Below are 23,460 nucleotides of genomic sequence, written 5' to 3'. Positions count from 1 at the left end.
CCCCGCGACGCGACGGCTCGCGGCATGATGCGGGCCTCGCGGTGTATCCGCCTGACTCGACCGAAAGAAAGACCCCGATGAAACGCATCCTCCTGTTCGTGATGACCAACCTGGCCGTCGTCGTCGTGCTGGGCATCGTCGCCAACGTGCTGGGCCTGAACCGGTTCATGAGCGCCCAGGGGCTCGACCTGGGGGCCCTGCTCGGCTTCGCCGCCCTGATCGGCTTCGGCGGCGCCTTCATCTCGTTGCTCATCAGCAAGCCGATGGCCAAGTTCAGCACCGGCGCCAAGGTGATCAACCACTCCACCGATCCCACGCACGCCTGGATCGTGAACACCGTGCAGCAGTTCGCCAACCGCGCCGGCATCGGCATGCCCGAGGTGGCGATCTACGAAGGCCCGCCCAACGCCTTTGCCACCGGCGCCTTCAAGAATTCGGCCCTGGTGGCCGTCTCCACCGGCCTGCTGCAGACCATGAACCGCGAGGAAGTGGAAGCGGTCATCGGCCACGAAGTGGCCCACATCGCCAATGGCGACATGGTCACGATGACGCTCATCCAGGGTGTGATGAACACCTTCGTGGTCTTCATCTCGCGTGTGGTGGGCTATGTCGTCGACCGCGTGGTGCTGCGCAACAACAGCGACCACCCGGGCATCGGTTACTACGCCACCACCATCGTGATGGACATCCTCCTGGGCATCCTGGCCGCCATCATCGTGGCCTGGTTCTCGCGTCAGCGCGAGTTCCGCGCCGACGCGGGTGCGGCCCAGCTCATGGGGCGCAAGCAGCCCATGATCAATGCCCTGGCCCGCCTGGGCAATCTCGACCCCGGCGAGATGCCCAAGCAGCTCCAGTCCATGGGCATCAGCTCGCGCCGCAGTGGTTTCATGGCCCTGCTGTCCAGCCACCCCCCGATGGAAGAGCGCATCCGCGCACTGCAGCAGCAACCCTGAAGGCCGTGGGCGGCGGCCCGCACTCCTAGAATGGGCGGGGTGATCTGAAAGGCTTTGCCATGGACACCCTCGCCGCCCCCCTGGCCGCCGTGCGCGACCGCATCGCCCGGCTGCGTGATGCCCTCGACCAGCACGGCGTCGATGCCGTGCTGGTGCCCTCCAGCGACCCTCATCTGTCCGAATACCTGCCCGAGCGCTGGAAGGCGCGAGAGTGGCTGAGCGGATTCACCGGCTCGGTGGGCACGCTCGTGGTCACGCGCGACCATGCCGGCCTGTGGGCCGACAGCCGCTACTGGGTGCAGGCCGAGGCCCAGCTGGCCGGCACCGGCATCGTGCTGATGAAGCTCAGCAGCGGCGCCGGCACCCAGTACATCGACTGGCTGGCCACCCATCTGCATCCCGGCCAGTCCCTGGCGGTGGACGGCCAGGTGGTCGGCCTGGCCTTTCTGCGGGCGCTGCGAACAGCCCTGGAGCCCCGCGGCATCCGGCTGCGCACCGACCTCGACCTGCCCGGGCAGATCTGGCCCGACCGCCCGGCCCGGCCCACCCCGCCGGTCTATGAACACCGGGCGCCGCAGGCGCCCCTCGGGCGTGACGCCAAGCTCGAAGCCCTGCGGCACGCCATGCAGGACCGCGGCGCGCAGTGGCATGTGCTGTCCACGCTGGACGACATCGCCTACCTCTTCAACCTGCGCGGGGCTGACGTCTCCTACAACCCGGTCTTCGTGGCCCATGCCCTGGTCGGGCTGGCCGAAGTCACCCTCTTCATCGACCCGGGCAAGGTCGGGCCCCATGTGCAGCAGGCCCTTGCGGCCGACGGCGTCACCCTGGCACCCTACGAGGAGGCAGCGCGCGCCCTGTCGGCCCTGCCGCCCGGGGCCACCGTGCTCATCGATCCGCGGCGGGTGACCCATGCCCTGCGCGAGGCGCTGCCGGCCGGCGTGCAGGTGGTCGAGGCGACGAACCCCACCACCCTGGCCAAGTCCCGCAAGACCGAGGCCGAGGCGGGGTTCATCCGCGAGACCATGGCCGAGGACGGCGCCGCCCTGGCCGAGTTCTTCGCCTGGCTCGAGCACGCCCTGGCGCGCGGCGAACGGCTCACCGAGCTGGACATCGACACCCGCATCACCGAGGCCCGCGCCCGCCGCGAAGGCTTCGTGAGCCCGAGCTTCGCCACCATCGCCGGCTTCAATGCCAACGGCGCCATGCCCCACTACCGTGCCACACCGCAGTCGCATGCGGTGATCGAGGGCTCCGGCCTGCTGCTGATCGACTCGGGCGGCCAGTACCTGGGCGGCACCACCGACATCACCCGCGTGGTGCCCATCGGGGCGATCACGGCCGAGCACCGGCGCGACTTCACCCTGGTGCTCAAGGCCATGATGGCCCTGTCGCGGGCGCGCTTCCCAAGGGGCCTGCGCTCACCGCTGCTCGATGCCATCGCCCGTGCGCCCCTGTGGGCCGAAGGTCTGGACTACGGGCACGGCACCGGCCATGGGGTGGGCTACTTCCTGAACGTGCACGAAGGCCCGCAGGTGCTGAGCGTCCACGCCGCCGCGGACGCCCACACCGCCATGGAGCCCGGCATGATCACCTCGATCGAACCCGGCCTTTACCGGCCGGGGCAATGGGGCATCCGCATCGAGAACCTGGCCATGAACGTGGACGCCGGCCGCACCGAGTTCGGCGAATGGCTGGCCTTCGAGACGCTCACGCTGTGTCCCATCGACACGCGCTGCATCGACCCGTCCCTGTTGCGCGCCGACGAGCGCGAATGGCTCGATGCCTACCACGCCACCGTGCGCGAACGCGTGGGCCCGCGGGTGAGCGGCGACGCGGCCGACTGGCTGGCCGAACGCACCCGCCCGCTGGTCTGATCCTGCGCTGGCCGGCTCAGCGAGGCGCGGCCAGGCCTTCGTCTTCGCCCTGGGGCTTGGCCGGTTCGCTGGTCGGCGCATCGCGATGGCCGGTGAGAAAGGCCACGCGCTTGACCAGTTCGGACAGGACCTGCAGCAGCAGCAGCCCGAAGCCCACCGGCATGAGCGCATAGATGGGCCAGCGCACCAGCCCGCCGGCGTTCTGCGACATTTCCCCGCTCACCCAGGCCTGCACCGCCAGCGGCCAGGACAGGTAGATGAGCAGCAGGCAGAAGGGCACGACGCACAGCAGCAGGCCGGCGATGTCGATCACCGCGTTCACGCGCGGGGACAGCCGGGCCGACACGAAGTCGATGCGCACGTGCTCGTTGCGGTGGAGCACATAGCCCGCGCCCAGCATGAACACCGCCGCGAACAGGTACCACTGGATCTCCAGCAGGCTGTTCGAGCTCATGCTGAAGGCCTTGCGCACGATGGCGTTGCCGGCGCTGATCACCACGGCCGCCATCACGAGCCACTGGATGATGCGGCCGAGCCACTCGCTCAGGCGATCGATGTGCGCCGACCAGGTCAGGAGCCACTTCATGGGGGATATCCTCCGCGCCGCATCGCGGCAGTGCTCCTACAACGCGCCTTCCGCCTGGCGGATGACACACCTTGCGATGCATAGGCTCCGATGCTTCGGCGCGGCTGATCAGCCCTCCTGCAGCGGCAGGCGCATCCACACCGCCCCCGGCTCGTGCGTCATGTCCACGGCAAAGCCCAGCTGACGCGCCAGGGCGGTCATGCCCGTGTTCTCGGGCAGGCAGTGCCCCACGAGTTCGCGCGTGCCGCGCTGGCGCAGGTAGGCGATGAGGCGCTGCATCAGGTAGCGCCCCAGACCGCGGCCCTGGCGGCCGCTGCGCACCTGCACGGCGAACTCCGCCGTGTGGTTGTCCGGGTCGCAGAGGGCCCGCACCTCGCCCCACAGTTCGTCCGGTCCACCCAGCGGCAGGGCCACGAAGGTCATCTCGCGGTCGTAGTCGATCTGGCTGTAGCGGGCCAGCTCCGAGCGCGGCACCTCGCGCCGCGCCATGAAGAAGCGCAGCCGCAGGTCCTGCGGGTCGGCATGCGCGTAGAACTCCCGCAGGGCCGGTTCGTCCTCGGGACGGATGGGGCGCATCAGCATGGGCTGGCCGCCCCAGTCGAAACGATGCTCCAGTTCCACCGGATAGGGCCGGATCGCCAGGCGGTCCACCGCCGCCCCGGCAGCCGGCGCGATCACCACCCGGGCATCCAGCGCCACCACGCCCTGGTCGTCTGCCAGCAGCGGGTTGATGTCCAGCTCCACCACCTCCGGCAGCTCGCACATCAGCTGCGACACCTGGATCAGCGCCCGGGTGAGGGCCGCCTCGTCCACGGCGGCACGGTCACGATAGCCCGCCAGCAGTTTCGCCACCCGGGTGCGCGACACGAGGTCGCGCGCCAGGTTCACGTTCAGCGGCGGCAGCGCCACGGCCCGGTCGCGCACCACTTCCACCGACGTGCCCCCCTGGCCAAAGACGAGGGCCGGCCCGAAAAGCGGGTCGCACAACGCCCCGACGAGCAGCTCATGCGCGCGCGGGCGCTGGACCATCGCCTGCACGGTGTAGCCGGCCAGCGTCGCATCGGGCCGCAGCTGGCGCAATCGCTCGGCCATGGCCCGGGCGGCAGCCGCCACCTGGCTGGCGTCCTTGAGCGACAGCGCCACGCCCCCCACATCGGATTTGTGCGACACCTGCGGCGAGAGGATCTTCAGCACCACCGGGTAGCCGATGGCGTCGGCAGCGGCCACGGCCCCTGCCTCGTCGGCCACCACGCGGGTGTCCACCACGGGAATGCCATAGGCCGCCAGGAGGGCCTTGGCCTGGGGCTCGTTCAGCAAGCGCTGGCCGTCGCGCAAGGCCTCGTCGATCACGGCCCGCGCAGCAACGGTGTCAGCCCCAGGGCCCGGCGGCACGGAAGGCGGCGCCTGCATCAACGCGGACTGATTGCGCTGGAATTCGACCCGGTGCAAGAAGGCCCGCACCGCCTGCTCCGGCGTGTCGTAGCTGGCAATGCCGGCTTCACGGCACAAAGCCCGCGCCGGCGCCACCGCCACCCCACCCAACCAGCAGGTGAAGGCTGGCCGGGGCGCGTCGCGCAGCCGCCCCAGCACGGCGCGGGCGATGTCCTCGCTGGGCACCACCGCCGTGGGCGCATGCATGAAGAGCAAGGCATCCACCCCCGGATCGGCCAGCACCACGTCCAGCGCCTGGATGTAGCGCGTCACCGGGGCATCGCCGATCAGATCGACCGGATTGCCGTGCGACCAGGTGCCCGGCAGCACCGCATCGAGCGCCGCCAGGGTGCCCTGCGCCAGCGACGCAAGACACCCGCCGCCCAGCGCCAGGGCGTCGGCCGCCAGCACGCCGGCCCCACCCCCATTGGTGACGATGGCCAGGCGATCCCCGTGGGGGGCCTTCATGCGTGCCAGCGTCTCGGCGGCATCGAACAGGTCGGTGAGCGTGTCCACGCGCAGCATGCCCGCACGGCGCACCGCCGCATCGAAGACGGCATCCCCCCCCGCGATCGCCCCGGTGTGCGAGGCCGCTGCCCGCGCCCCCTCCGGGGCCCGACCGGCCTTGACCACGAGCACCGGCTTGTTGCGCGCCGCCGCGCGAGCCGCCGACATGAACTTGCGCGGCGCCTGGATGGATTCGACATACATCAGCACGGCCCGCGTGCTGGCATCGCAGGCCAGGTAGTCGAGCAGGTCGCCGAAGTCCACATCGGCGCTGTCACCCAGCGACACGAAGTGAGAGAAGCCGAGGTCGCGCTCGTTCGCCCAGTCCAGCAGGGCCGTCGCCAGGGCCCCGGACTGCGACACAAAGGCCAGCGGGCCCGCCCGCGCCTGCGTGTGAGCAAAGCTCGCGTTGAGCCCGTGGCCCGGCACGAGCAGGCCCACGCAGTTCGGCCCCAGCACGCGCAGCAGATGGGGCCGCGCGGCGTCGAGGGCGGCCTGACGCAGTGTCGGCCCCCCGGGGTGAGCCGGCTCACCCAGGCCGGCACTGAGCACCACGGCGGCCCGCGTGCCGGCGCGTCCCAGCTGCGCGATCAGCCCAGGCACGGTGGACGCGGGCGTGCACACCACCGCCAGATCGGCCACACCGGGCAGGGCGGCCACGGCCGGGTAAGCGCGCACCCCGGCCACGAACTCCCGCTTCGGGTTGACCGGCCAGACCGGTCCGGCAAAGCCCCCCTGCAGGAGGTTGCGCATCACCAGCAGTCCCAGGCTGCCCTCACGCTCGGACGCGCCGATGACGGCCACGGCGGACGGACGGAACAAAGCGTCGAGGTTGCGGATGCTCACGGGGATCCTTTGCGATGGGCCGAAGTCGCTGCAAGTCTAAAGAGGCAGTGTGTCGGGATGGCCGGCTCAGGGCTTGATGCCTGTCAAGACCGCATCCATCGCCGAGCCTTGCTAGAGTGCAGCCCCATGCCCGACTCCTCCTTCGCTCCCCAGCGGGAACGCTGGCTGCTGCTGGCCCTGGCCGGCGTGCAGTTCACCCACATCGTCGATTTCATGGTGATGATGCCGCTGGGCCCGCAGCTCACGCGGCTGTTCGCCATCAGCGATGCCCAGTTCGGCCTGCTGGTGTCGGCCTACACCCTGTCCGCTGGCGCCTCGGGCCTTTTGGCCGTCACCTACATCGACCGCTTCGAGCGCAAGCGCCTGCTGCTGGGGCTCTACGCCGGCTTCGCTTTGGCCACGCTCGCCTGCGGGCTGGCGCCCAGCTATGCCTTGCTGATGGCCGCCCGCATCGCCGCAGGCGCCTTCGGCGGCGTGCTGGGCGCCCTGGTGCAGACCATGGTGGCCGACGCCGTGCCCTTCGAGCGCCGGGGACGCGCCATGGGCGTGGTGATGTCCTCGTTCGCCCTGTCCACGGTGGCCGGCGTTCCCGCCTCCCTGTGGCTGGCTCAGCAGTTCGACTGGCATGCGCCGTTCGTCGCCATCGCCGCGCTGTCCGCCGGCATCTGGGCCATGAGCCTGCGCGTGCTGCCACGGCTGGACGGCCACCTGCAGGCCCAGCGCGGTGTCTCGGCGCTGCGTGCCCTTGGCCGGGTGCTCGCCGAGCCCAACCACTGGACGGCCTTTGCACTGTCGGCCATGGTGATGGGGGCCAGCTTCGTCATCATTCCCTACATCACGCTCTACGGCACCGCCAACGTGGGCATCGCCGAAGCCGATGTCCCCACCATCTACCTGGTGGGCGGCGTGGCGACCTTCTTCACGGCGCGGCTATGGGGTGTGCTGGCCGATCGCTTCGGCAAGCGCCAGGTGTTCCAGGCACTGGCGCTGGTGGCCGTGGTGCCGATGATGACGCTCACCCACCTGGGCCCGGTGCCGCTGTGGGTCATGGTGATCGTCACCACCGGCTTCTTCGTGTTCGTCTCGGGCCGCAACGTGCCAGGCATGGCCCTGATCAGTGCGGCGGCGCGGCCCGAGCTGCGCGGCAGCTTCCTCAGCCTGAACGGATCGGTGCAGTCGGCTGCCATGGGCGTGGCGGCCCTGGTGGGCGGCCTGCTGATCTCGCGCGATGCGCATGGCCATGTGGCCGGCTATGGCAACGCGGGCTGGGTGGCCCTGGGGTGCAGTGTGGCCGCCCTGTGGCTGGCCTCGCGCCTGCGTGTCTGGCAGGCCCCCGTCAAGCCTTGAATCATGCCCCAGTTCAGGCCGGCTGCCCACAGCGGCCTCGTGGCAGTTTCAGGTATTGCGTCACTGTCTTGTCACGGGGGTGGTGCAGGAGCACACTGGATCCAGGCACCCGCCTGGGCCGGCGCACCACCTCGGGGCGCGGCCCCCCGGATACCCTCGGAAAGGAGGTTCTATGAATCTGACGATCAGTGGCCATCATCTGGAAGTGACGCCCGCCCTGCGTGAGTATGTGCTCACCAAACTCGACCGGGTCACGAGGCATTTCGACCAGGTGGTGGACGTCAGCGTGCTGCTCACCGTGGAAAAACTGAAGGAAAAGGAAAGACGCCAGAAAGCCGAGGTCAATCTGCACGTCAAGGGCAAGGACATCTTCTGTGAGACTTCGCACGAAGACCTTTACGCCGCGATCGACGAACTCATGGACAAGCTCGACCGCCAGGTGGTCAAGCACAAGGATCGTCTCCAGGACCATCACCACCAGTCGCCCAAGCGCCTCAATGGCGATCTGGGCGAACCCCTGAGTTAAGTGAACACCAACATTCAAACGAGCGTGGCGGCCTGCGGGCCGCCTTTTGCCATCTGTCACCCAGGCGCTATCGCTTGCTGCGCCGCAGCAAGGTGTGCACAATGAAACGCATCGGTGGGGAGCCCGCTCTATACGTGAGCACTGGGCTTCCTATAATTCAACGTTTTGTCACGAAGACGCGTGGGCACAGGCGCTTGAGCGCCGTCAAGCCCGTCGCGGTGACCGCATGAACCGTCTCGCAGCCATCCTCCCCGCCAGCAACGTGCTGGTGAACGTGGAAGCCACCAGCAAAAAGCGGGCCTTCGAGCACGCCGGTCTGCTGTTCGAGAACCAGCACGCCATCGCCCGGGCGACCGTGACGGACAACCTCTTCGCGCGTGAACGCCTGGGCTCCACCGGCCTCGGCCACGGCGTGGCCATCCCCCACGGGCGCATCAAGGGGCTGAAGAACCCCCTGGCCGCCGTGGTGCGGGTGCAGCAGCCCATTCCTTTCGACGCCCCTGACGACGAGGCGGTCAGCCTGCTGATCTTCCTGCTGGTGCCCGAAGCGGCCACGCAGCGCCACCTGGAGATCCTCTCCGAGATCGCCGAGCTGCTCAGCGACCGCGAACTGCGCGAGCGCCTCAAGACCGAGCCCGAGGCCGCGAAGGTGCACGAACTGATCTCCAACTGGGAACCGCTCAAATCGGTGGCGTGAGGACGACTCCTCGGCCATGAAACCCACCGTCATCAGCGCCGAGGCCCTCTTCGAGGCCCACCGCACCCAGCTGAAGTGGCAGTGGATCGCCGGCCACGCCCACCCTGAGCGCCGCTTTGACGAGGTCGCCGTGCGCGACGCCCAGTCGGCCGCCGACCTGGTGGGTTATCTCAACTACCTCCATCCCTACCGGCTGCAGATCGTCGGCAAGCGCGAGGTGGACTATCTCGCCAACGCCGACCCCGAGAACCAGGCCCGCCGCATCTCGCGCATCGTGACGCTGGAGCCGCCCGTGCTGGTGGTGGCCGACGGCATGACCCCGCCCGACCAGCTCGTGGCCATGTGCGAGCGCGCCGACATCCCGCTGTTCGTCACCCAGGAATCGGCCGGCTTCGTGATCGACGTGGTGCGCACCGACCTGGCCCTGCACTTCGCCGAGCGCACGACGCGCCACGGCGTCTTCATGGACATCCTCGGGCTCGGCGTGCTGCTCACCGGGGAATCGGGGCTGGGCAAGAGCGAACTGGGCCTGGAGCTGATCTCGCGCGGCAACGGCCTGGTGGCCGACGATGCGGTGGACCTGTACCGCGTCTCGCAGACGGCCATCGAAGGCCGCTGCCCCGAGCTGCTGATGAACCTGCTGGAGGTGCGCGGCATCGGCCTGCTCGACATCAAGGCCATCTTCGGCGAGACCGCCGTGCGCCGCAAGATGCGCCTCAAGCTCATCGTGCACCTGGTGCGCAAGGAAACCATGGAGCGCGACTTCGAGCGCCTGCCCTACGAGCCGCTGTACGAAGACGTGCTGGGCCTGCCGGTGCGCAAGGTGTCGTGCTGGTGGAAGCTGCCGTGCGCAACACCATCCTGCAGCTGCGCGGCATCGACACCTACAAGGAATTCATCGAACGCCACCAGCGCGCGATGGCGCAGGACGACGCCGGGCTCTAGGCTCCCTCAACGCTCGCCGCCGCCGTGCTGGCCTTTGCAGCCCTCGCGGCCGCACACCACGTACAGGGCCAGGGAGTGGTCCTGCAGCTCATAGCCACGCTCCTTGGCGATGTGCTGCTGACGCCGCTCGATCTCGGCGTCATAGAACTCCTCGACCCGGCCGCACACCACGCACACCAGGTGGTCGTGGTGCTTGCCCTCGTTGAGCTCGAAGACGGCCTTGCCCGCCTCGAAGTGGTTGCGCGAGAGGATGCCGGCCTGCTCGAACTGCATCAGCACACGGTAGACCGTGGCCAGGCCGATGTCCGAGCCCTCGGCCAGCAGGGCCTTGAAGACATCTTCGGCCGTCATGTGGCGCATCGTCCCCTTCTGAAAGATCTCGAGGATCTTCATGCGGGGCAGGGTGGCCTTCAGGCCGCTGCTCTTGAGTTCTTCCAGGGTGGTCATGGCCGCTCCGAAGGCGTGTGGTCATCGAGGGCGCCGCCAGGGCGCGCCGGACCGGCTGGGTAGAATCTTCCGATGATATCGGGCCCGATCCCGGGCGTGCGCCCCTCCTGAGAAATACCCTTATGCCTTTCGCTGTGCGATACGGGCTTGCGGCCCTCTCCCTCGCTGCCCTGGCGGTGCTGTCCGGTTGTGCCTCGTCCGGCGGCGACCGCGTGCTGGGCCTCATCACCCCTTACCGGGCCGAGGTGGTGCAGGGCAACGTGATCACCGCAGAGATGGCGCGGGCCGTGCGCCCCGGCATGAGCCGCACCCAGGTGCGCGAGATCCTGGGCTCGCCCCTGCTCACCGACCCCTTCCACGCCGACCGCTGGGACTACATCTTCACCATCCGTCGCCAGGGCACCGAGCCTCAGCAGCGCCGCGTGACCGCCTACTTCGACGGCGATCGCCTGAGCCGGCTGGATGCGGGCGAACTGCCCAGCGAGGAGGCCTTCGTCGCCTCCATCGACAACTTCCGCAAGGCACGCAACACCCCCACGCTGCAACTCACCGAGGAACAACTGCGCGCCCTGCCGGCGCCCAAGCCGGCCGCGCCCCCCGCCTCCCAGGCCCCCGAAGGCCCGACCCGCAGCTACCCGCCCCTGGAATGAGACCCCGATGTCCCTGAACCCTGCTCCCCACCGCATCGCCATCGCCGGCAGCTCCGGCCGCATGGGCCGCATGCTGATCGAAGCCGTGCTGGCCGCCGATGACTGTCAGCTCACCGGCGCACTCGACCGCGACGGCAGTCCGGCGCTCGGCCAGGACGCCGGTGCCTTCCTGGGCAAGACCACCGGTGTGACCATCGGCGCCGAACTCCGCGCGGGCCTGAAGGATGCGCGCTTCCTGATCGACTTCACCCGCCCCGAGGGCACGCTGGCCCACCTGCAGGTGTGCCGCGAACTGGGCGTGAAGGCCGTGATCGGCACCACCGGCTTTTCCGAGGCCGAAAAAGCCGAGATCGCCCGCATCGCACAGGACATCGCGATCGTGATGGCCCCCAACATGAGCGTGGGCGTCAACGTGGTGCTCAAGCTGCTCGAGACAGCCGCGAAGGCGCTCGCGCAGGGTTACGACATCGAGATCATCGAGGCCCATCACCGCCACAAGGTCGATGCCCCCAGCGGCACCGCGCTCAAGATGGGCGAGGTGGTGGCACAGGCTCTGGGCCGCGACCTCACGCAATGCGCCGTCTACGGCCGCGAAGGTGTGACCGGCGAGCGCGACCCCTCCACCATCGGCTTTGCCACCGTGCGTGGCGGCGACATCGTGGGCGACCACACCGTGCTGTTTGCCGGCACCGGCGAGCGCATCGAGATCACGCACAAGTCCGGCAGCCGCGCCACCTACGCCCAGGGCAGCCTGCGCGCCGTGCGCTTCCTGGCCACGCAGCCGCGCGGCCTGTTCGGCATGGACGACGTGCTGGGCATGCGCTGACTTGTCGCCCCGCGCATGAACCTCGTGACCGATGAAGCCTGGATCGGCTCGCTGATCTCCTGGGTGCTTTCGGGGCATGAATCCATTCGTCTTGAGACAAAGCGCGTCTCGGGCAAGATGGTTGGCAAAGCGCTGGAAACTGTCTGCGCATTCGCCAACACGACTGGCGGTTGGCTGGTGCTGGGTGTCGAGGACCCGTCGAAAGCCCGAGGCCCTCAACGGCTCTATGGCGTCGAAGAGAACCAGGAAGCTGTTGATGAGCTCATACGCAAGCTGGGCACTCATCTCCTGCCGGCCGTTGACGGCACCCAGATCTTCCGCGTTCCTTGCACTCTGCGCGACGGCAGCCAGGGGTCCTTGGTGGCATTGCACGTTCCCGCAAGCGACAAAGTGCACTCCATTCTCGATGACGGCACCTGGACGAGGGGTCAGGCCAGCAACCGCGAGATGTCCGCATCCGAGATCACCGAACTGTCGTATCGGCGTGGCGTCCGCAGCGCAGAGTCCGAACCCGTCGATGTGGACTTCGATCTGCTGGTGACGGACACATGGCGTCTGTACCTGCGCGGCAGAGGACTGGCCCCCACTGGTATCGCCGACCAGCTCTACCGGATCGGACTGGCAAAGAAGGTGGGCGGTGAACTGCGGCCATTGCGCGCGGCTGTGCTCCTGTTCGCTGATCATCCAGGCGCCTTGCTGGCAGCGGGCGGCACCCGCGCCGATGTGCGGGTGTTCCACTATCGCGGCAACATGATCGCGAACGAGGAAGTGCCCAATCTGAGAAAGCCTCCAAAGACACTCTCAGGTCCACTCTATCACTTGATCTCCCAGACGCACGCCCACGTGCTCGACGAACTGGCGGGCGGCCTCACCCTTGCTGCATCCGGCTTCCGCACGATCCATCGCTATCCAGAACGCGTCATCAAGGAAGCCTTGACGAATGCGGTCATCCACCGCGACTATCGACTGAACCGCGAAATCGAGGTTCGCATCTTTGACAACCGGATCGAAGTGCTCAGTCCCGGCCTTTTCCCGGGACGAATCACGCCGGCGACCGTTCACCGCGCCGGGTCCTTCGCCCGCAACCCACTCATTGCGACCAACCTTCGGGAGTTCCCCGAGCCCCCAAATGTCGACGCGGGCGAGGGCGTTCGAATGATGTTCAGCCTGATGCGTGCTGGAAACCTCTATCCACCCCAGTACCGCGAACTGCGCGAGCAGGCGCAGGAAGCCATCATTGTCACGCTGCTCAACGAAGAGCGCCCCCCTGTCTGGGAGCAGGTCAGCGATTGGATCGACCGGAACGGCCCGATCGCCAATGGCGATCTATGTCGGATCGCCAACCTCGATACCCTGAAGGCTTCCAAGCAGTTGAGGCGCTGGGTTGAACAAGGCCTGCTGGTGGCGGATCCGAACCGAGGCAAGCGCAACATGGTTTACAGCAAACCCACCGGGGATGCGACCAACGGACGCCCAGACTTGTTATCCTGAACGTCAGAAAACAACCTGGAACCTCGAAAAATCTTTTTTTCTGACAACAACTTAGATTTCTTTTGTTTTCCAACCTCAGGCCAGGACGGCGGCTGCACCGCTTTCAGGTCGAGGAACCAGAACTCCTACAATCCAGCGGACCCCGGGAAGGCGCAACGAGCGCCCTTCAGATCCCCCCTCTCGCCATGCAAGACCAATACAACCCCCGCGACGTGGAACAGGCCGCCCAGGCCCACTGGCAAGCCCGCGACGCCTACCGCGTCACCGAAGATGCGAGCAGGAAGAAGTTCTACGCCTGCTCGATGCTGCCCTACCCCTCGGGCAAGCTGCACATGGGCCATGTGCGCAACTACACGATCAACGACATGTTGACGCGCTACCTGCGCATGAACGGCTACAACGTGCTCATGCCCATGGGCTGGGACGCCTTCGGCCTGCCGGCCGAAAACGCCGCGATGAAGAACAAGGTGCCGCCGGCGCAATGGACCTACGCCAACATTGCGCACATGAAGGGCCAGATGCAGGCCATGGGCCTGGCCATCGACTGGAGCCGCGAGGTCGCCACCTGCTCGCCCGACTACTACAAGTGGAACCAGTGGCTCTTCCTGAAGATGCTGGAAGCCGGCATCGCCGAGCGCCGCACCCAGGTGGTGAACTGGGACCCGGTGGACCAGACCGTGCTGGCCAACGAGCAGGTGATCGACGGGCGCGGCTGGCGCTCGGGTGCGCTGGTGGAAAAGCGCGAGATCCCCGGCTACTACCTCAAGATCACGAAGTATGCCGACGAGCTGCTCGACCACGTGCAGCACCACCTGCCCGGCTGGCCCGAGCGCGTGCGCCTGATGCAGGAGAACTGGATCGGCAAGAGCGAGGGCGTGCGCTTCGCCTTCCCGCACGAGATCCGCGATGCCTCGGGCGCGCTGATCCAGGACGGGCGGCTGTACGTCTTCACCACGCGCGCCGACACCATCATGGGCGTGACCTTCTGCGCGGTGGCCCCGGAACACCCGCTGGCCACGCATGCCGCGGCCGGCAACCCTGAACTGGCCGCCTTCATCGAACGCTGCAAGCAAGGCGGCACCACCGAGGCGGAGCTGGCGCTCAAGGACAAAGAGGGTCTGCCCACGGGGCTGACGGTCACGCATCCACTGACCGGCCAGCCCGTCCCGGTGTGGGTGGGCAACTACGTGCTGATGAGCTACGGCGACGGTGCCGTGATGGGCGTGCCGGCACACGACGAGCGCGACTTTGCCTTTGCGAAGAAGTACGCGCTGCCGATCCAGCAGGTCGTGGCCGTCGAGGGCGAGACTTACTCGACCGAAGCCTGGGCCGAGTGGTATGCCGACAAGCAGCGGGGCCGCTGCATTGCATCGGGTGTGCTCGACGGCCTGCCCTACCAGGCCGCCGTCGACAAGGTGGCCGAGCTGCTGGCTGCCAAGGGCCTGGGCGAGAAGAAGACCACCTGGCGCCTGCGCGACTGGGGCATCAGCCGCCAGCGTTACTGGGGCACACCGATCCCCATCATCCACTGCGACGACTGCGGCGCCGTGCCGGTGCCCGAGCAGGACCTGCCTGTGGTGCTGCCCGAGGACCTCATCCCCGACGGCTCGGGCAATCCGCTGAACAAGTGCGAGAGCTTCCTGAAGGTGGACTGCCCCCGCTGCGGCCAACCCGCGCGCCGCGAGACCGACACGATGGACACCTTCGTGGACAGCTCGTGGTACTTCATGCGCTACTGCGACCCGAAGCGCGACGACAAGATGGTGGCCGAAGGGGCGCAGTACTGGATGCCGATGGATCAGTACATCGGCGGCATCGAGCATGCCATCCTGCACCTGCTGTACGCCCGCTTCTGGACCAAGGTGATGCGCGACCTGGGGCTGGTGAAGGTCGATGAGCCTTTCACGAAACTGCTCACCCAGGGCATGGTGCTCAACCACATCTACTCGCGCCGCACCGACAAGGGCGGCATCGAGTACTTCTGGCCCCACGACGTCGAGAACCTCTACGACGACCAGGGGCGCATCACCGGCGCCAAGCTCAAGAGCGACGGCTCGGCCGTGACCTACGAGGGCGTGGGCACGATGAGCAAGAGCAAGAACAACGGCGTGGACCCGCAGGAACTGATCGACCGCTACGGCGCCGACACCGCGCGCCTGTTCACGATGTTCGCCTCGCCGCCGGAGGCCACGCTGGAGTGGAACGACGCCGGCGTCGAGGGGGCCCACCGCTTCCTGCGCCGCGTCTGGAACTACGCCCAGGCCCACCGCGACCTGCCGGCGAAGATGCTGATGCCGGGGCTGGCCACCGAGATCATCTGGCACGCCGCGCCGGCCGAGGTGAAGAAGCTGCGCCTGGAGATCTACCGGCTGCTGCAGCAGGCCACGCACGACTACGAGCGCATGCAGTACAACACGGTCGTGTCGGCCTGCATGAAGATGCTCAATGCCCTGGAAAGCTTCGACGCGCGCACCCCCCAGGACGCCGACTACGCCGCCTGGGCCGTGGGCGAAGGCCTGGGCATCCTGCTGCGCGTGCTCTACCCGGCCTGCCCCCACCTCACCCACAGCCTGTGGAGCGAGCTGGGCTATGCCGCACGCTTCGGCGACCTGCTCGACGCACCCTGGCCGCTGGTGGACGAGGCCGCGCTGGTGCAGGACGAGATCGAGCTCGTGCTGCAGGTCAACGGCAAGCTGCGCGGGGCGATCAAGGTGGCAGCCAACGCCGACAAGGCCACGATCGAGGCCGCCGCGCTGGCCGCGCCCGAGTTCGCGAAGTTCGGCGAGGGCAAGCCGCCCAAGAAGATCGTCGTGGTGCCGGGCCGTCTCGTGAACGTGGTGGTCTGAGCCGTGGGGCTGCGTGTCTCCCGCCGCTCCCTGTCCAGCCTGATCGCGCTGAGCCTGCTCGGTGGCTGCGGCTTCCGGCTGCGTGGCACCACGGCCCTGCCCTTCCGGCGTCTGCGTCTGGGCTTCGATCCCCTCTCGCCGCTGGGTCAGGAGCTGCGCCGCCAGCTGGCGACGGTGCCCGACCTGCAGCTCGTGGACGACCCGCGCCAGGCCGATGCCCTGTTCGACGTGCTCGAGGACAGCTTCAACCGCACCGTGAGCAGCCGCACGGCCGCGGGCCAGGTGCGCGAGCTGTCGCTGACGGCCCGCCTGCGCTTTCGCTTGCGCACCGGCGACGGCGAGGAGTGGCTGCGCGAGACCATGATCGAGCAGAACCAGCTGATGAGCTACAGCGAAACCGCCGCCCTGGCCAAGGAAAGCGAAGAAGCGCAGCTGGCCCGCAGCATGCGCGAAGACATCGCTGCCCAGGTGGTGCGGCGGCTGGCCGCCCTGCAGCGCTGAGCCCCATGCAGCTGCGCCTCGATCAACTGCCCCAGCACCTGCGCCAGGGCCTGCGCGGGCTCTACACCCTGCATGGCGACGAACCCCTGCTGGCGCAGGAGGCGGCGGATGCCATCCGTGCGGCCGCCCGCGCCGCCGGGCACACCGAACGCAGCGTCTACACCGTGGCCGGCGCCCATTTCGACTGGAGCGAACTGCTGGCCGGCGCGCAGGCGCTGTCGCTGTTCGCCAGCAAGCGCATCGTCGAGATCCGCATCCCCGGCGGCAAGCCCGGCAAGGAAGGCTCCGAGGCCCTGCAGCGCTATGCGCAAGCCGTGCAGGGCGGGCTGGGCGAGGACGTAGTCACGCTCGTCACGCTGCCGCGGCTGGACAAGGCCACACAGGCCAGCGCCTGGTTCAGCGCGCTCGACGCTGCCGGTGTGAGCCTGCGCATCGACCCCATCGAGCGCCGAGTGCTGCCCCAATGGATCGCCCAGCGCCTGTCGGCCCAGGGCCAGCGCGTGCAGGCCGGCGAGGCCGGGCAGCGCACACTCGCCTTCTTCGCGGATCGCGTGGAAGGCAACCTGCTGGCCGCCCACCAGGAAATCCAGAAGCTCGCCCTGCTCTACCCCGAAGGCGAGCTGAGCTTCGAGCAGGTGGAGGCGGCCGTGCTGAACGTGGCGCGCTACGACGTCTTCAAGCTCGCCGAAGCCGTGCTGGCCGGCCAGGTGGGCCGCGTGCTGCGCATGCTCGACGGCCTGGAGGCCGAGGGCGAGGCCGCCGTGCTGGTGCACTGGACGCTGGCCGAGGACATCCGCGCACTCAAGCGCGTGAAGGACGCCGTGGCCGCGGGCCGTCCGCTGCCCATGGCGCTGCGCGAGAACCGGGTCTGGGGTGTGAAGGAGAAGCTCTACGAGCGGGCCCTGCCGCGGCTCACCGACACCACCCTGGCCGCGCTGCTGCACGCCGCCCAGGTCTGCGATGGCCTGGTCAAGGGCCTGCCCCACCCCGACTGGCCCGCCGAACCCTGGCAGGCCCTGCGCCGCCTGGCGCTGATGCTGGCCGAACCCTGCGCCGGCATCACCGGGCCGGCCACACCCGCGGGGCCGCGCTGCCTCGCGCTGAAGCCTCTGACTCAGTAACCGGCGGACCGGTCCACCAGGTGGGCCAGGGGGCGGCCCTCGCGCAGCGCGAGGATGTTGCGCGCCACCACCTGCGCCGCCGAGCGCGGATCGGTCGCGGCCGCCACATGGGGGCGCACGGTCACACGCGGGTGGGCCCAGAAGGGGTGATCCGGCGCCAGAGGTTCCTCTCGGAAGACGTCGAGCACCGCATGGCGCAGGTGGCCGGCATCCAGCGCGGCCAGCAGGTCGGCCTCCACCACATGCCCGCCCCGCGCCAGGTTCACGAGCGAAGCGCCCGGCCGCATCGCGGCCAGCATGGTGGCGTTGAAGAGGCCCTGCGTGTCGGGCGTGAGCGGCAGCAGGTTGATGACGATGTCGGCCTCGCCCAGCACACGACGCAGGCCCTCCGGGCCCTGCGCCACCATCACGCCCGGCACCTCGGCGCCGCGTCGGCTCCAGCCGCTCACGCGATAGCCGTTGCCCACCAGGCGCAGCGCCGTGGTGCGGCCCATCTCGCCCAGGCCGAGCACCGCCACGTGGACCTCGTCAGCACGGCGCTGCGGGTGCTGCCGCCAGGATCTCTCGCGCTGCTGGACGGTGTAGAGGTCGTGGTCGCGGTGCAGGTGCAGCACGGCCCAGAGCGCCGTTTCGGCCATCGCCGTGTTCATCGCCGGATCGACCATGCGCGCCAGCGGCACGCCGGCCGGCACCGTCGGGTCGCGCAGCAGCTTGTCCACCCCGGCCCACAGCGACTGGATCAGCCGCAGGCCGGACAGGCCGTCCAGGCTGCCCGGCGGCGGGTTGGCCACCACGGCGATGTCGATGTCATCGGCCCCCTCACGGTGGCGCACCCAGCGCTCGCCGGGCAGGGCGGCCTCGAGGCAGGCCTGCCATTGCGCCGCCTCCTCGGCATCGAAGGCCGCCGCCAGCAGGATCGTCATGCAGTGGCTTCCAGCAAGGAACGCACCCGCTGCAGGGCATGGCGGGTGGCCGCAGCACGCACCCGGGTGCGGTCGCCGGGAAAATGCCGGCACTCGGCCTCGACGAAGTCCTGGGCACGCGCCCAGGCGAACCACACCGTGCCCACCGGCTTGCGCGGGCTGCCGCCGCCGGGACCGGCGATCCCGGTGGTGGCCACGCCCACCTGGGCCCCCGAGCGTTGTAGCGCCCCCATCACCATGGCCATGGCCACCTCGCGGCTGACGGCGCCGTGGCGCTCGATCAGTTCGGCCGGCACGCCCAGCGACTCGGTCTTGGCCTCGTTGGAATAGGTGACATAGCCCCGCTCGAACCAGTCGCTGGAGCCGGCGATGGAGGTGCAGGCGGCGGCCACGAGCCCCCCGGTGCAGGACTCGGCCGTGACGAGCCGCCAGCGCTGTGACCTCAAGCCCTGGGCGAGCGCCGTGAGCAGGCCTTCAAGGGCCTGCACTTCCACGAGGCGGTCGAGTCCGAGACTGTCCATGAATCAATTGAAGAACACCCACAGCGCGACCACCAGCAGGGTGCACAGGGCCGCCACCAGATCGTCAAAGAGGATACCGAATCCGCCGCGCCAGCCGCCTCCCCGGAACACGCGGTCGGCCCAGCCCACCGGGCCGGCCTTGATGGAGTCGAAGGCGCGGAAGAGGATGAAGGCCGCCAGATGCCGCGACCACAGCGCCTCGCCGGTCGTGGGCGTCACCAGCCACAGCACCGCCCAGAAGGCGAGGATCTCGTCCCACACGATGCAGCCGGGGTCCTTGGTGTGCAGGTGACGGGCCGTGAGCGTGCAGGCCCACCAGCCGACGAGCAGGCCGGCGCCCAGCAGCAGTGCCCACTGGCGATCGTCCAGCCACCGATCGAGCACCAGGAAGCTCAGCCAGGCCCACAGGGTGCCCACGGTGCCGGGCGCCCAGGGGCTCAAGCCGCTGCCGAAACCCAGCGCGATCGCATGCGCCGGATGCGACCAGAGGAAGCGCCCCGTGGGACGCACGGGGCCCTCGGGGGGCGGCGAGGCCAGGCTCATGTCGGGGACGGCAGCGTTCACGATCGGGATGGATCCAGGAAATGGTCGAAGGAGGACCAGGTGTTGGGCAGGGCCTGCCCCGAAGCATCCACCAGGCGCAGGCCGGGCTCCGGCTCCACCTGGCCGATGCGGGTCACCGGCACACCAGCCGCCCTGGCGGCTCGGGCAACGGCCTCGCGCTTGGCGGCCGGGGCAGTGAACAGCAACTCGTAATCGTCGCCACCGGCCAGGGTGCACAGGCGCTGCAGGGCCAGCGGCTGGGCGGCCAGATCGTCGCTGCGCGGCACGGCGTCCACGTCCAGGCGTGCGCCACAACCGGAGCGCTGCAGCACGTGGCCCAGGTCGCCCAGCAGGCCGTCGGACAGGTCGATCGCGGCATGGGCCACCCCGCGCAGGGCCAGGCCCAGGGCCACGCGCGGCTGCGGGCATTCCATCGCGAGGCGCACCCGGTCGAAGTCTTCGCCAGGCAGGCTCACCATGCCCCGAAACACCTCCAGCGCCAGCCGGGCATCGCCCAGGCGACCGCTCACGTAGACGTCGTCACCCGGCCGGGCGCCGTTGCGCAGCAGGGCCTGCCCGGCGGGCACCTCGCCGAAGATGCTCACGTTGATCGCCAGCGGTCCACGCGTGGTGTCGCCGCCCACCAGCTCGCAGCCGTGCGCATCGGCCAGGGTGAACAAGCCGCGCGAGAAGCCTTCCAGCCACGCGGCCTCGGCCTGGGGCAGGGCCAGGCTGAGCGTGAAGGCCAGGGGCCGGGCCCCGCAGGCGGCCAGGTCGGACAGGTTGACCGCCAGGGCCTTGTGGCCCAGCCGGTCGGGCGCCACGGTGGACAGGAAATGCCGGCCCTCGATCAGCAGGTCGGCCGAGGTCGCCAGCTGCATGCCCGGCTCGATGCGCAGCAAGGCGCAGTCATCGCCCACGCCCAGCGCGGCACGCTGCACGGGGCGCGTGAAGTAGCGCGCAATCAGGTCGAATTCGCCCAGGGACATGGTCAGGCAGAGTAGGAGGGCAGCTCGCGCAGGAGGTTGGCCAGCTCGACCGCCGACTTCACGTCCATCTTCTCGAACACCCGGGCGCGGTGAACCTCCACCGTGCGCACGCTGATGTCGAGCTCGTCGGCGATGAGCTTGTTGGGCCGGCCCTCCACCACCAGGCGCATCACATCGCGCTCACGGTCGGTGAGCTCGGCCAGGCGACGCTCGATGGTCTGGGCATGACGCAGTCGCCCCAGCACTTCGGCACTGCGCGCCAGGGCCTGCTCGACGCGATCGACCAGGGCGTTGTCGGAGAACGGCTTCTCGACGAAATCGAAGGCGCCACGCTTGACCGCCGCCACGGCCGTGGGCACGTCGGCGTGGCCCGTGAGGAAGATGACCGGCAGGGCCTCGACCAGGCCGCGCTCGATCAGCCGATCGAACAGCGCCAGTCCGCTCATGCCGGGCATGCGCACATCCAGCAGCAGACAGCTCGGGTCGCGCAGATCCAGGGGGCCGATGATGCGTCGCTGGTCGAGCCAGGCCTCGAAGGCCTCAGCCGAGGCATAGCCTTCCGAGAGCAGGCGGCGCGAACGCAGCAGCCAGGCCAGCGCATCGCGCAACACATCCTCGTCGTCCACCAGATAGACGGTGGGAATGCCGGTTGCCACGGGGGTGGTCATGGTGAGCTTTCCTCGGTTGCACTCGGCGCCGGGGTGGCCGCCTGGGGCCGGCGCGCGCCCGGTCCTTCGGCTGGCAGGGTGAAGCGGAATTCGGTCCCCACGCCGTCGGCGCCATTGTCGAACACCAGCGCCCCCCCGTGCTGCTCGATCACGGTGCGGCACAGGCTCAGGCCCAGGCCCATGCCTTCGCGGCGCGTGGTGAAGAAGGGTGTGAACAACCGGGCCGCCACCTCGGGGGCGATGCCCGGGCCCCGGTCGATCACGGAAAACGCCACCCAGCGCGCATCGAGCTGACGCACGCGGATGAGCAGCACACGGCGCTCGAGTGGCTGGTCTTCCATCGCCTGGATGGCGTTGCGCGTGAGATTGAGCAGCACCTGCTCGACCATGGTGCGATCACACACCACACGCGGCACCGGCTGGGGCCAGTCAAGTTCGATGCGCGTGGCACTCTTGCGTGCCTGCAGCCGCACCAGCGGCATCACCGCGTCGATGATCTGGTCGGCGCGGATGGCTTCACGGATGTGTTCGCGCCGGCGAACGAAGTCGTGCACGCTCTTGATCACACGACCGGCACGTTCGGCCTGCTCGGCGATGCGCTGCAAGGCCTGGAGAATCATGGCCTGCGTGCCGGCATCGACCTGGCCGTCTCGCATCAGGTTGACCGACCCCGTGGCGTAGCTGGAGATGGCGGCCAGCGGCTGGTTGAGCTCGTGACTCAGCAGCGATGCCATCTCGCCCACCGTGGCCAGCCGGGCCGTGGCCTGCAGCTTCTCGTGCTGCTGGCGCGACACCTCTTCCACGCGTTTCTGGTCGCTCAGGTCGAGCACGGCGCCCATCCAGCCGGCCTGGTGGCCCTCACGATCCACGAGCGGCGCCTCGTAGATCATCACCGGAAAGCGCTCCCCGTTGCGACGCATGAAGGTGGTCTCGAAGCCCTCGCGCGGCGGCAGCGTGCCGGACAGGCGCACCTGCTGGCGCTGCGTGTACTCCTGCACCATCTCCGGCGGCCAGTAGGGTGGGGAGTGCGGGCCGATCGTCTTGCCGATCAGCTCATGCGGCTCGAAACCCACCATGGCGCAGAAGGCCGGGTTCACATAGGTGATGCGCCCCTCCAGGTCGCGCGCGCGCAAGCCGGTGACCAGTGAATCCTCCATCGCCTTGCGAAATGCCAGGGCCTCGGCCAGGTCCTGCTCAGCCTGCGCACGGCGGCGCACGTCGCGCGCCAGCAGGGCCACCACCGCCGCCAGGGCCAGCGACAGGCCCAGCACCAGGGCCACGGCGAGGTTGGGGATCAGCGCCGGCTGGCCGGCGCCGCTGTCCAGGCGCAGCTGCAAGGTGGCGCCAGGCAGGTCGATGAGGCGCTGGGCCACGAAGACCCCCTGGCCTCGCGGCACCGAACCCGCACGCGCCAGCCGCGTGCCGTCGCCCTCCACGAAGGCCAGCTCATGCCCCTTGGCGGTCTCGGCGGCCACAGCCTCCACGAGGAGGCTGTGCAGCGCATAGGTGGCGACCATGAAGCCGGTGGGCTGCGCCCGCTCGGTCACCGGCACGCACACATCCATGACCTCCAGCCCGAGGCCGCCGGGCAAGGGGACGAAATAGCTGCGCGAGTACGCCGGTCCGGCCAGGCGGCGCGCGTTGGCGCAGGCCACCTCGGCATCGACGCGCAATTCGTCGCGCGGGATCACCGTGAACAGAGGGTTGCGGTACGGACTGTCCACACCCATCAGGAGGCTGAAGTCCAACGCGCGACGCTCGATGCGCACCAGCTCGCGGCGCGAGCGCAGCAGATCGGCAGCATCCGCGCGCCACTGCGGCAAGGACGGCTCGTTCCAGAGCAGGGCCTGCAGGCTCTGCAGGTCGCGTGACAGGCTCTGGCGGATCTCGCCCCCGGCCTCGGCCGCGGCCCGCTCGACCCGGTCCTGGGCACGGGCCGTCTCGTACTCCACCGTCAGTTTGACCAGCGCCGTCTGCGCCACCACCAGCAGGCCCACCAGGGCGCCCCAGAGCATCAGCCGGCGCCGGGGGCGCGGCCGCAGGGGCGAAGGCAGCTCGGTGGACATCATGGGATTGTGACCTGTGCGGCGCCCGGCGGCGCGCGGCGGGTGGCACCGGCTCCTGCACTATCCACCGCGCGGCGGGCCGCGGGCCTACGCACTTTTGCGAATCACGCCACCGGCTGCCCTTTGCCACACTGGCAGCCCATGTGCAAAGGG

At 69.1% G+C, this 23,460-nt stretch carries 20 protein-coding genes and 1 pseudogene; 12 read left to right on the top strand and 9 right to left on the bottom strand.

The features are described from left to right. The first annotated feature begins 77 nt into the window (after positions 1-77). Entirely contained in the window at positions 78-953 is an 876-nt protein-coding gene (gene htpX, locus C1704_RS09805) for a protease HtpX (protein WP_104302543.1), read from the top strand. A gap of 59 nt (positions 954-1,012) precedes the next feature. After that, the gene (locus C1704_RS09800) at positions 1,013-2,830 is read left to right on the top strand and encodes an aminopeptidase P family protein (protein WP_104302542.1); all 1,818 of its coding nucleotides are present in this window, start codon (positions 1,013-1,015) and stop codon (positions 2,828-2,830) included. Between the two features lie 16 nt (positions 2,831-2,846). Here the strand turns inward: C1704_RS09800 and C1704_RS09795 are convergent, their stop codons facing one another. Together C1704_RS09795 and C1704_RS09790 are read right to left on the bottom strand one after the other, a co-directional pair. Further along, positions 2,847-3,416 (bottom strand): TRAP transporter small permease subunit, encoded by a 570-nt coding sequence (locus C1704_RS09795; RefSeq protein WP_104302541.1) that lies wholly within the window; start codon positions 3,414-3,416, stop codon positions 2,847-2,849. A gap of 108 nt (positions 3,417-3,524) precedes the next feature. Further along, complete coding sequence (locus C1704_RS09790) at positions 3,525-6,200, bottom strand: bifunctional acetate--CoA ligase family protein/GNAT family N-acetyltransferase (protein WP_104302540.1); 2,676 nt, start codon at positions 6,198-6,200, stop codon at positions 3,525-3,527. A 126-nt stretch (positions 6,201-6,326) separates the two neighbouring features. Here C1704_RS09790 and C1704_RS09785 point away from each other — a divergent pair, with 126 nt between their 5' ends. The 4 genes and pseudogenes from C1704_RS09785 to hprK all read left to right on the top strand — a co-directional run bounded on the left by C1704_RS09785 (position 6,327) and on the right by hprK (position 9,715). Continuing rightward, entirely contained in the window at positions 6,327-7,547 is a 1,221-nt protein-coding gene (locus tag C1704_RS09785; protein ID WP_104302539.1) for an MFS transporter, read from the top strand. A 172-nt stretch (positions 7,548-7,719) separates the two neighbouring features. Further along, positions 7,720-8,073: a ribosome hibernation-promoting factor, HPF/YfiA family gene (hpf, locus tag C1704_RS09780; protein ID WP_104302538.1), complete on the top strand. Its 354-nt coding sequence runs from the start codon at positions 7,720-7,722 to the stop codon at positions 8,071-8,073. A gap of 226 nt (positions 8,074-8,299) precedes the next feature. Further along, complete coding sequence (locus tag C1704_RS09775) at positions 8,300-8,770, top strand: PTS sugar transporter subunit IIA (protein WP_104302537.1); 471 nt, start codon at positions 8,300-8,302, stop codon at positions 8,768-8,770. Between the two features lie 16 nt (positions 8,771-8,786). After that, a pseudogene (hprK, locus tag C1704_RS09770) lies at positions 8,787-9,715 on the top strand (HPr(Ser) kinase/phosphatase). 6 nt (positions 9,716-9,721) lie between these two features. On the opposite strand, the gene fur reads toward hprK, so the two are convergent. Beyond that, positions 9,722-10,162, bottom strand: a complete 441-nt coding sequence (gene fur, locus C1704_RS09765) for a ferric iron uptake transcriptional regulator (RefSeq protein ID WP_104302536.1) — start codon at positions 10,160-10,162, stop codon at positions 9,722-9,724. A gap of 122 nt (positions 10,163-10,284) precedes the next feature. On the opposite strand from fur, the gene C1704_RS09760 reads away from it, so the two are divergent. The 6 genes from C1704_RS09760 to holA all read left to right on the top strand — a co-directional run bounded on the left by C1704_RS09760 (position 10,285) and on the right by holA (position 17,597). Continuing rightward, on the top strand, positions 10,285-10,812 hold the full coding sequence (locus C1704_RS09760) for an outer membrane protein assembly factor BamE (protein ID WP_104302535.1): 528 nt from the start codon (positions 10,285-10,287) through the stop codon (positions 10,810-10,812). Between the two features lie 7 nt (positions 10,813-10,819). Next, entirely contained in the window at positions 10,820-11,638 is an 819-nt protein-coding gene (gene dapB / locus C1704_RS09755; protein WP_104302534.1) for a 4-hydroxy-tetrahydrodipicolinate reductase, read from the top strand. A 15-nt stretch (positions 11,639-11,653) separates the two neighbouring features. Further along, complete coding sequence (locus C1704_RS09750; RefSeq protein ID WP_211286918.1) at positions 11,654-13,129, top strand: ATP-binding protein; 1,476 nt, start codon at positions 11,654-11,656, stop codon at positions 13,127-13,129. 185 nt (positions 13,130-13,314) lie between these two features. Continuing rightward, positions 13,315-15,975 carry a leucine--tRNA ligase gene (gene leuS / locus C1704_RS09745; protein ID WP_104302533.1) on the top strand — a complete coding sequence of 887 codons (2,661 nt, stop codon included), beginning with the start codon at positions 13,315-13,317 and terminating at the stop codon, positions 15,973-15,975. A 3-nt stretch (positions 15,976-15,978) separates the two neighbouring features. Beyond that, positions 15,979-16,476: an LPS-assembly lipoprotein LptE gene (locus C1704_RS09740; RefSeq protein WP_104302532.1), complete on the top strand. Its 498-nt coding sequence runs from the start codon at positions 15,979-15,981 to the stop codon at positions 16,474-16,476. 5 nt (positions 16,477-16,481) lie between these two features. Further along, positions 16,482-17,597 carry a DNA polymerase III subunit delta gene (gene holA, locus C1704_RS09735; RefSeq protein WP_104302531.1) on the top strand — a complete coding sequence of 372 codons (1,116 nt, stop codon included), beginning with the start codon at positions 16,482-16,484 and terminating at the stop codon, positions 17,595-17,597. Here holA and C1704_RS09730 read toward each other — a convergent pair. The 6 genes from C1704_RS09730 to C1704_RS09705 are packed head-to-tail and all read right to left on the bottom strand — an operon-like array spanning position 17,591 to position 23,310. Beyond that, on the bottom strand, positions 17,591-18,520 hold the full coding sequence (locus C1704_RS09730; RefSeq protein ID WP_104302530.1) for a 2-hydroxyacid dehydrogenase: 930 nt from the start codon (positions 18,518-18,520) through the stop codon (positions 17,591-17,593). The genes holA and C1704_RS09730 overlap by 7 nt on opposite strands. Continuing rightward, the gene (locus tag C1704_RS09725) at positions 18,517-19,041 is read right to left on the bottom strand and encodes a CinA family protein (protein WP_104302529.1); all 525 of its coding nucleotides are present in this window, start codon (positions 19,039-19,041) and stop codon (positions 18,517-18,519) included. The genes C1704_RS09730 and C1704_RS09725 overlap by 4 nt, the downstream gene beginning before the upstream one ends. A gap of 3 nt (positions 19,042-19,044) precedes the next feature. Further along, positions 19,045-19,584, bottom strand: coding sequence for a phosphatidylglycerophosphatase A family protein (locus C1704_RS09720; protein ID WP_104302528.1), 540 nt, complete (start codon positions 19,582-19,584; stop codon positions 19,045-19,047). 17 nt (positions 19,585-19,601) lie between these two features. Continuing rightward, a complete protein-coding gene (thiL, locus tag C1704_RS09715; RefSeq protein ID WP_104302655.1) occupies positions 19,602-20,567 on the bottom strand; it encodes a thiamine-phosphate kinase in 966 nt (321 codons plus the stop codon). Between the two features lie 8 nt (positions 20,568-20,575). Continuing rightward, the gene (locus tag C1704_RS09710) at positions 20,576-21,241 is read right to left on the bottom strand and encodes a response regulator transcription factor (protein ID WP_104302527.1); all 666 of its coding nucleotides are present in this window, start codon (positions 21,239-21,241) and stop codon (positions 20,576-20,578) included. Continuing rightward, positions 21,238-23,310: a two-component system sensor histidine kinase NtrB gene (locus C1704_RS09705; RefSeq protein ID WP_104302526.1), complete on the bottom strand. Its 2,073-nt coding sequence runs from the start codon at positions 23,308-23,310 to the stop codon at positions 21,238-21,240. The genes C1704_RS09710 and C1704_RS09705 overlap by 4 nt, the downstream gene beginning before the upstream one ends. Between the last annotated feature and the right edge of the window lie 150 nt (positions 23,311-23,460).

The sequence above is a fragment of the Caldimonas caldifontis genome (assembly GCF_002930615.1).
Taxonomy (GTDB): Bacteria; Pseudomonadota; Gammaproteobacteria; order Burkholderiales; family Burkholderiaceae_C; genus Caldimonas; species Caldimonas caldifontis.
Note: the sequence above shows the minus strand (reverse complement) of the source record. Positions and strands in the feature narration are given on the sequence as shown.

Bases quoted from the DNA above. Each gene is read 5' to 3' on its own strand.
- C1704_RS09760 (WP_104302535.1), top strand. From the start codon at position 10,285: ATGCCTTTCGCTGTGCGATACGGGCTTGCGGCCCTCTCCCTCGCTGCC.
- dapB (WP_104302534.1), top strand. From the start codon at position 10,820: ATGTCCCTGAACCCTGCTCCCCACCGCATCGCCATCGCCGGCAGCTCC.
- C1704_RS09785 (WP_104302539.1), top strand. From the start codon at position 6,327: ATGCCCGACTCCTCCTTCGCTCCCCAGCGGGAACGCTGGCTGCTGCTG.
- holA (WP_104302531.1), top strand. From the start codon at position 16,482: ATGCAGCTGCGCCTCGATCAACTGCCCCAGCACCTGCGCCAGGGCCTG.
- leuS (WP_104302533.1), top strand. From the start codon at position 13,315: ATGCAAGACCAATACAACCCCCGCGACGTGGAACAGGCCGCCCAGGCC.
- C1704_RS09705 (WP_104302526.1), bottom strand. From the start codon at position 23,310: ATGATGTCCACCGAGCTGCCTTCGCCCCTGCGGCCGCGCCCCCGGCGC.
- C1704_RS09775 (WP_104302537.1), top strand. From the start codon at position 8,300: ATGAACCGTCTCGCAGCCATCCTCCCCGCCAGCAACGTGCTGGTGAAC.
- C1704_RS09710 (WP_104302527.1), bottom strand. From the start codon at position 21,241: ATGACCACCCCCGTGGCAACCGGCATTCCCACCGTCTATCTGGTGGAC.
- hpf (WP_104302538.1), top strand. From the start codon at position 7,720: ATGAATCTGACGATCAGTGGCCATCATCTGGAAGTGACGCCCGCCCTG.
- C1704_RS09800 (WP_104302542.1), top strand. From the start codon at position 1,013: ATGGACACCCTCGCCGCCCCCCTGGCCGCCGTGCGCGACCGCATCGCC.
- fur (WP_104302536.1), bottom strand. From the start codon at position 10,162: ATGACCACCCTGGAAGAACTCAAGAGCAGCGGCCTGAAGGCCACCCTG.
- C1704_RS09720 (WP_104302528.1), bottom strand. From the start codon at position 19,584: ATGAGCCTGGCCTCGCCGCCCCCCGAGGGCCCCGTGCGTCCCACGGGG.
- C1704_RS09725 (WP_104302529.1), bottom strand. From the start codon at position 19,041: ATGGACAGTCTCGGACTCGACCGCCTCGTGGAAGTGCAGGCCCTTGAA.
- C1704_RS09750 (WP_211286918.1), top strand. From the start codon at position 11,654: ATGAACCTCGTGACCGATGAAGCCTGGATCGGCTCGCTGATCTCCTGG.
- C1704_RS09730 (WP_104302530.1), bottom strand. From the start codon at position 18,520: ATGACGATCCTGCTGGCGGCGGCCTTCGATGCCGAGGAGGCGGCGCAA.
- htpX (WP_104302543.1), top strand. From the start codon at position 78: ATGAAACGCATCCTCCTGTTCGTGATGACCAACCTGGCCGTCGTCGTC.
- C1704_RS09795 (WP_104302541.1), bottom strand. From the start codon at position 3,416: ATGAAGTGGCTCCTGACCTGGTCGGCGCACATCGATCGCCTGAGCGAG.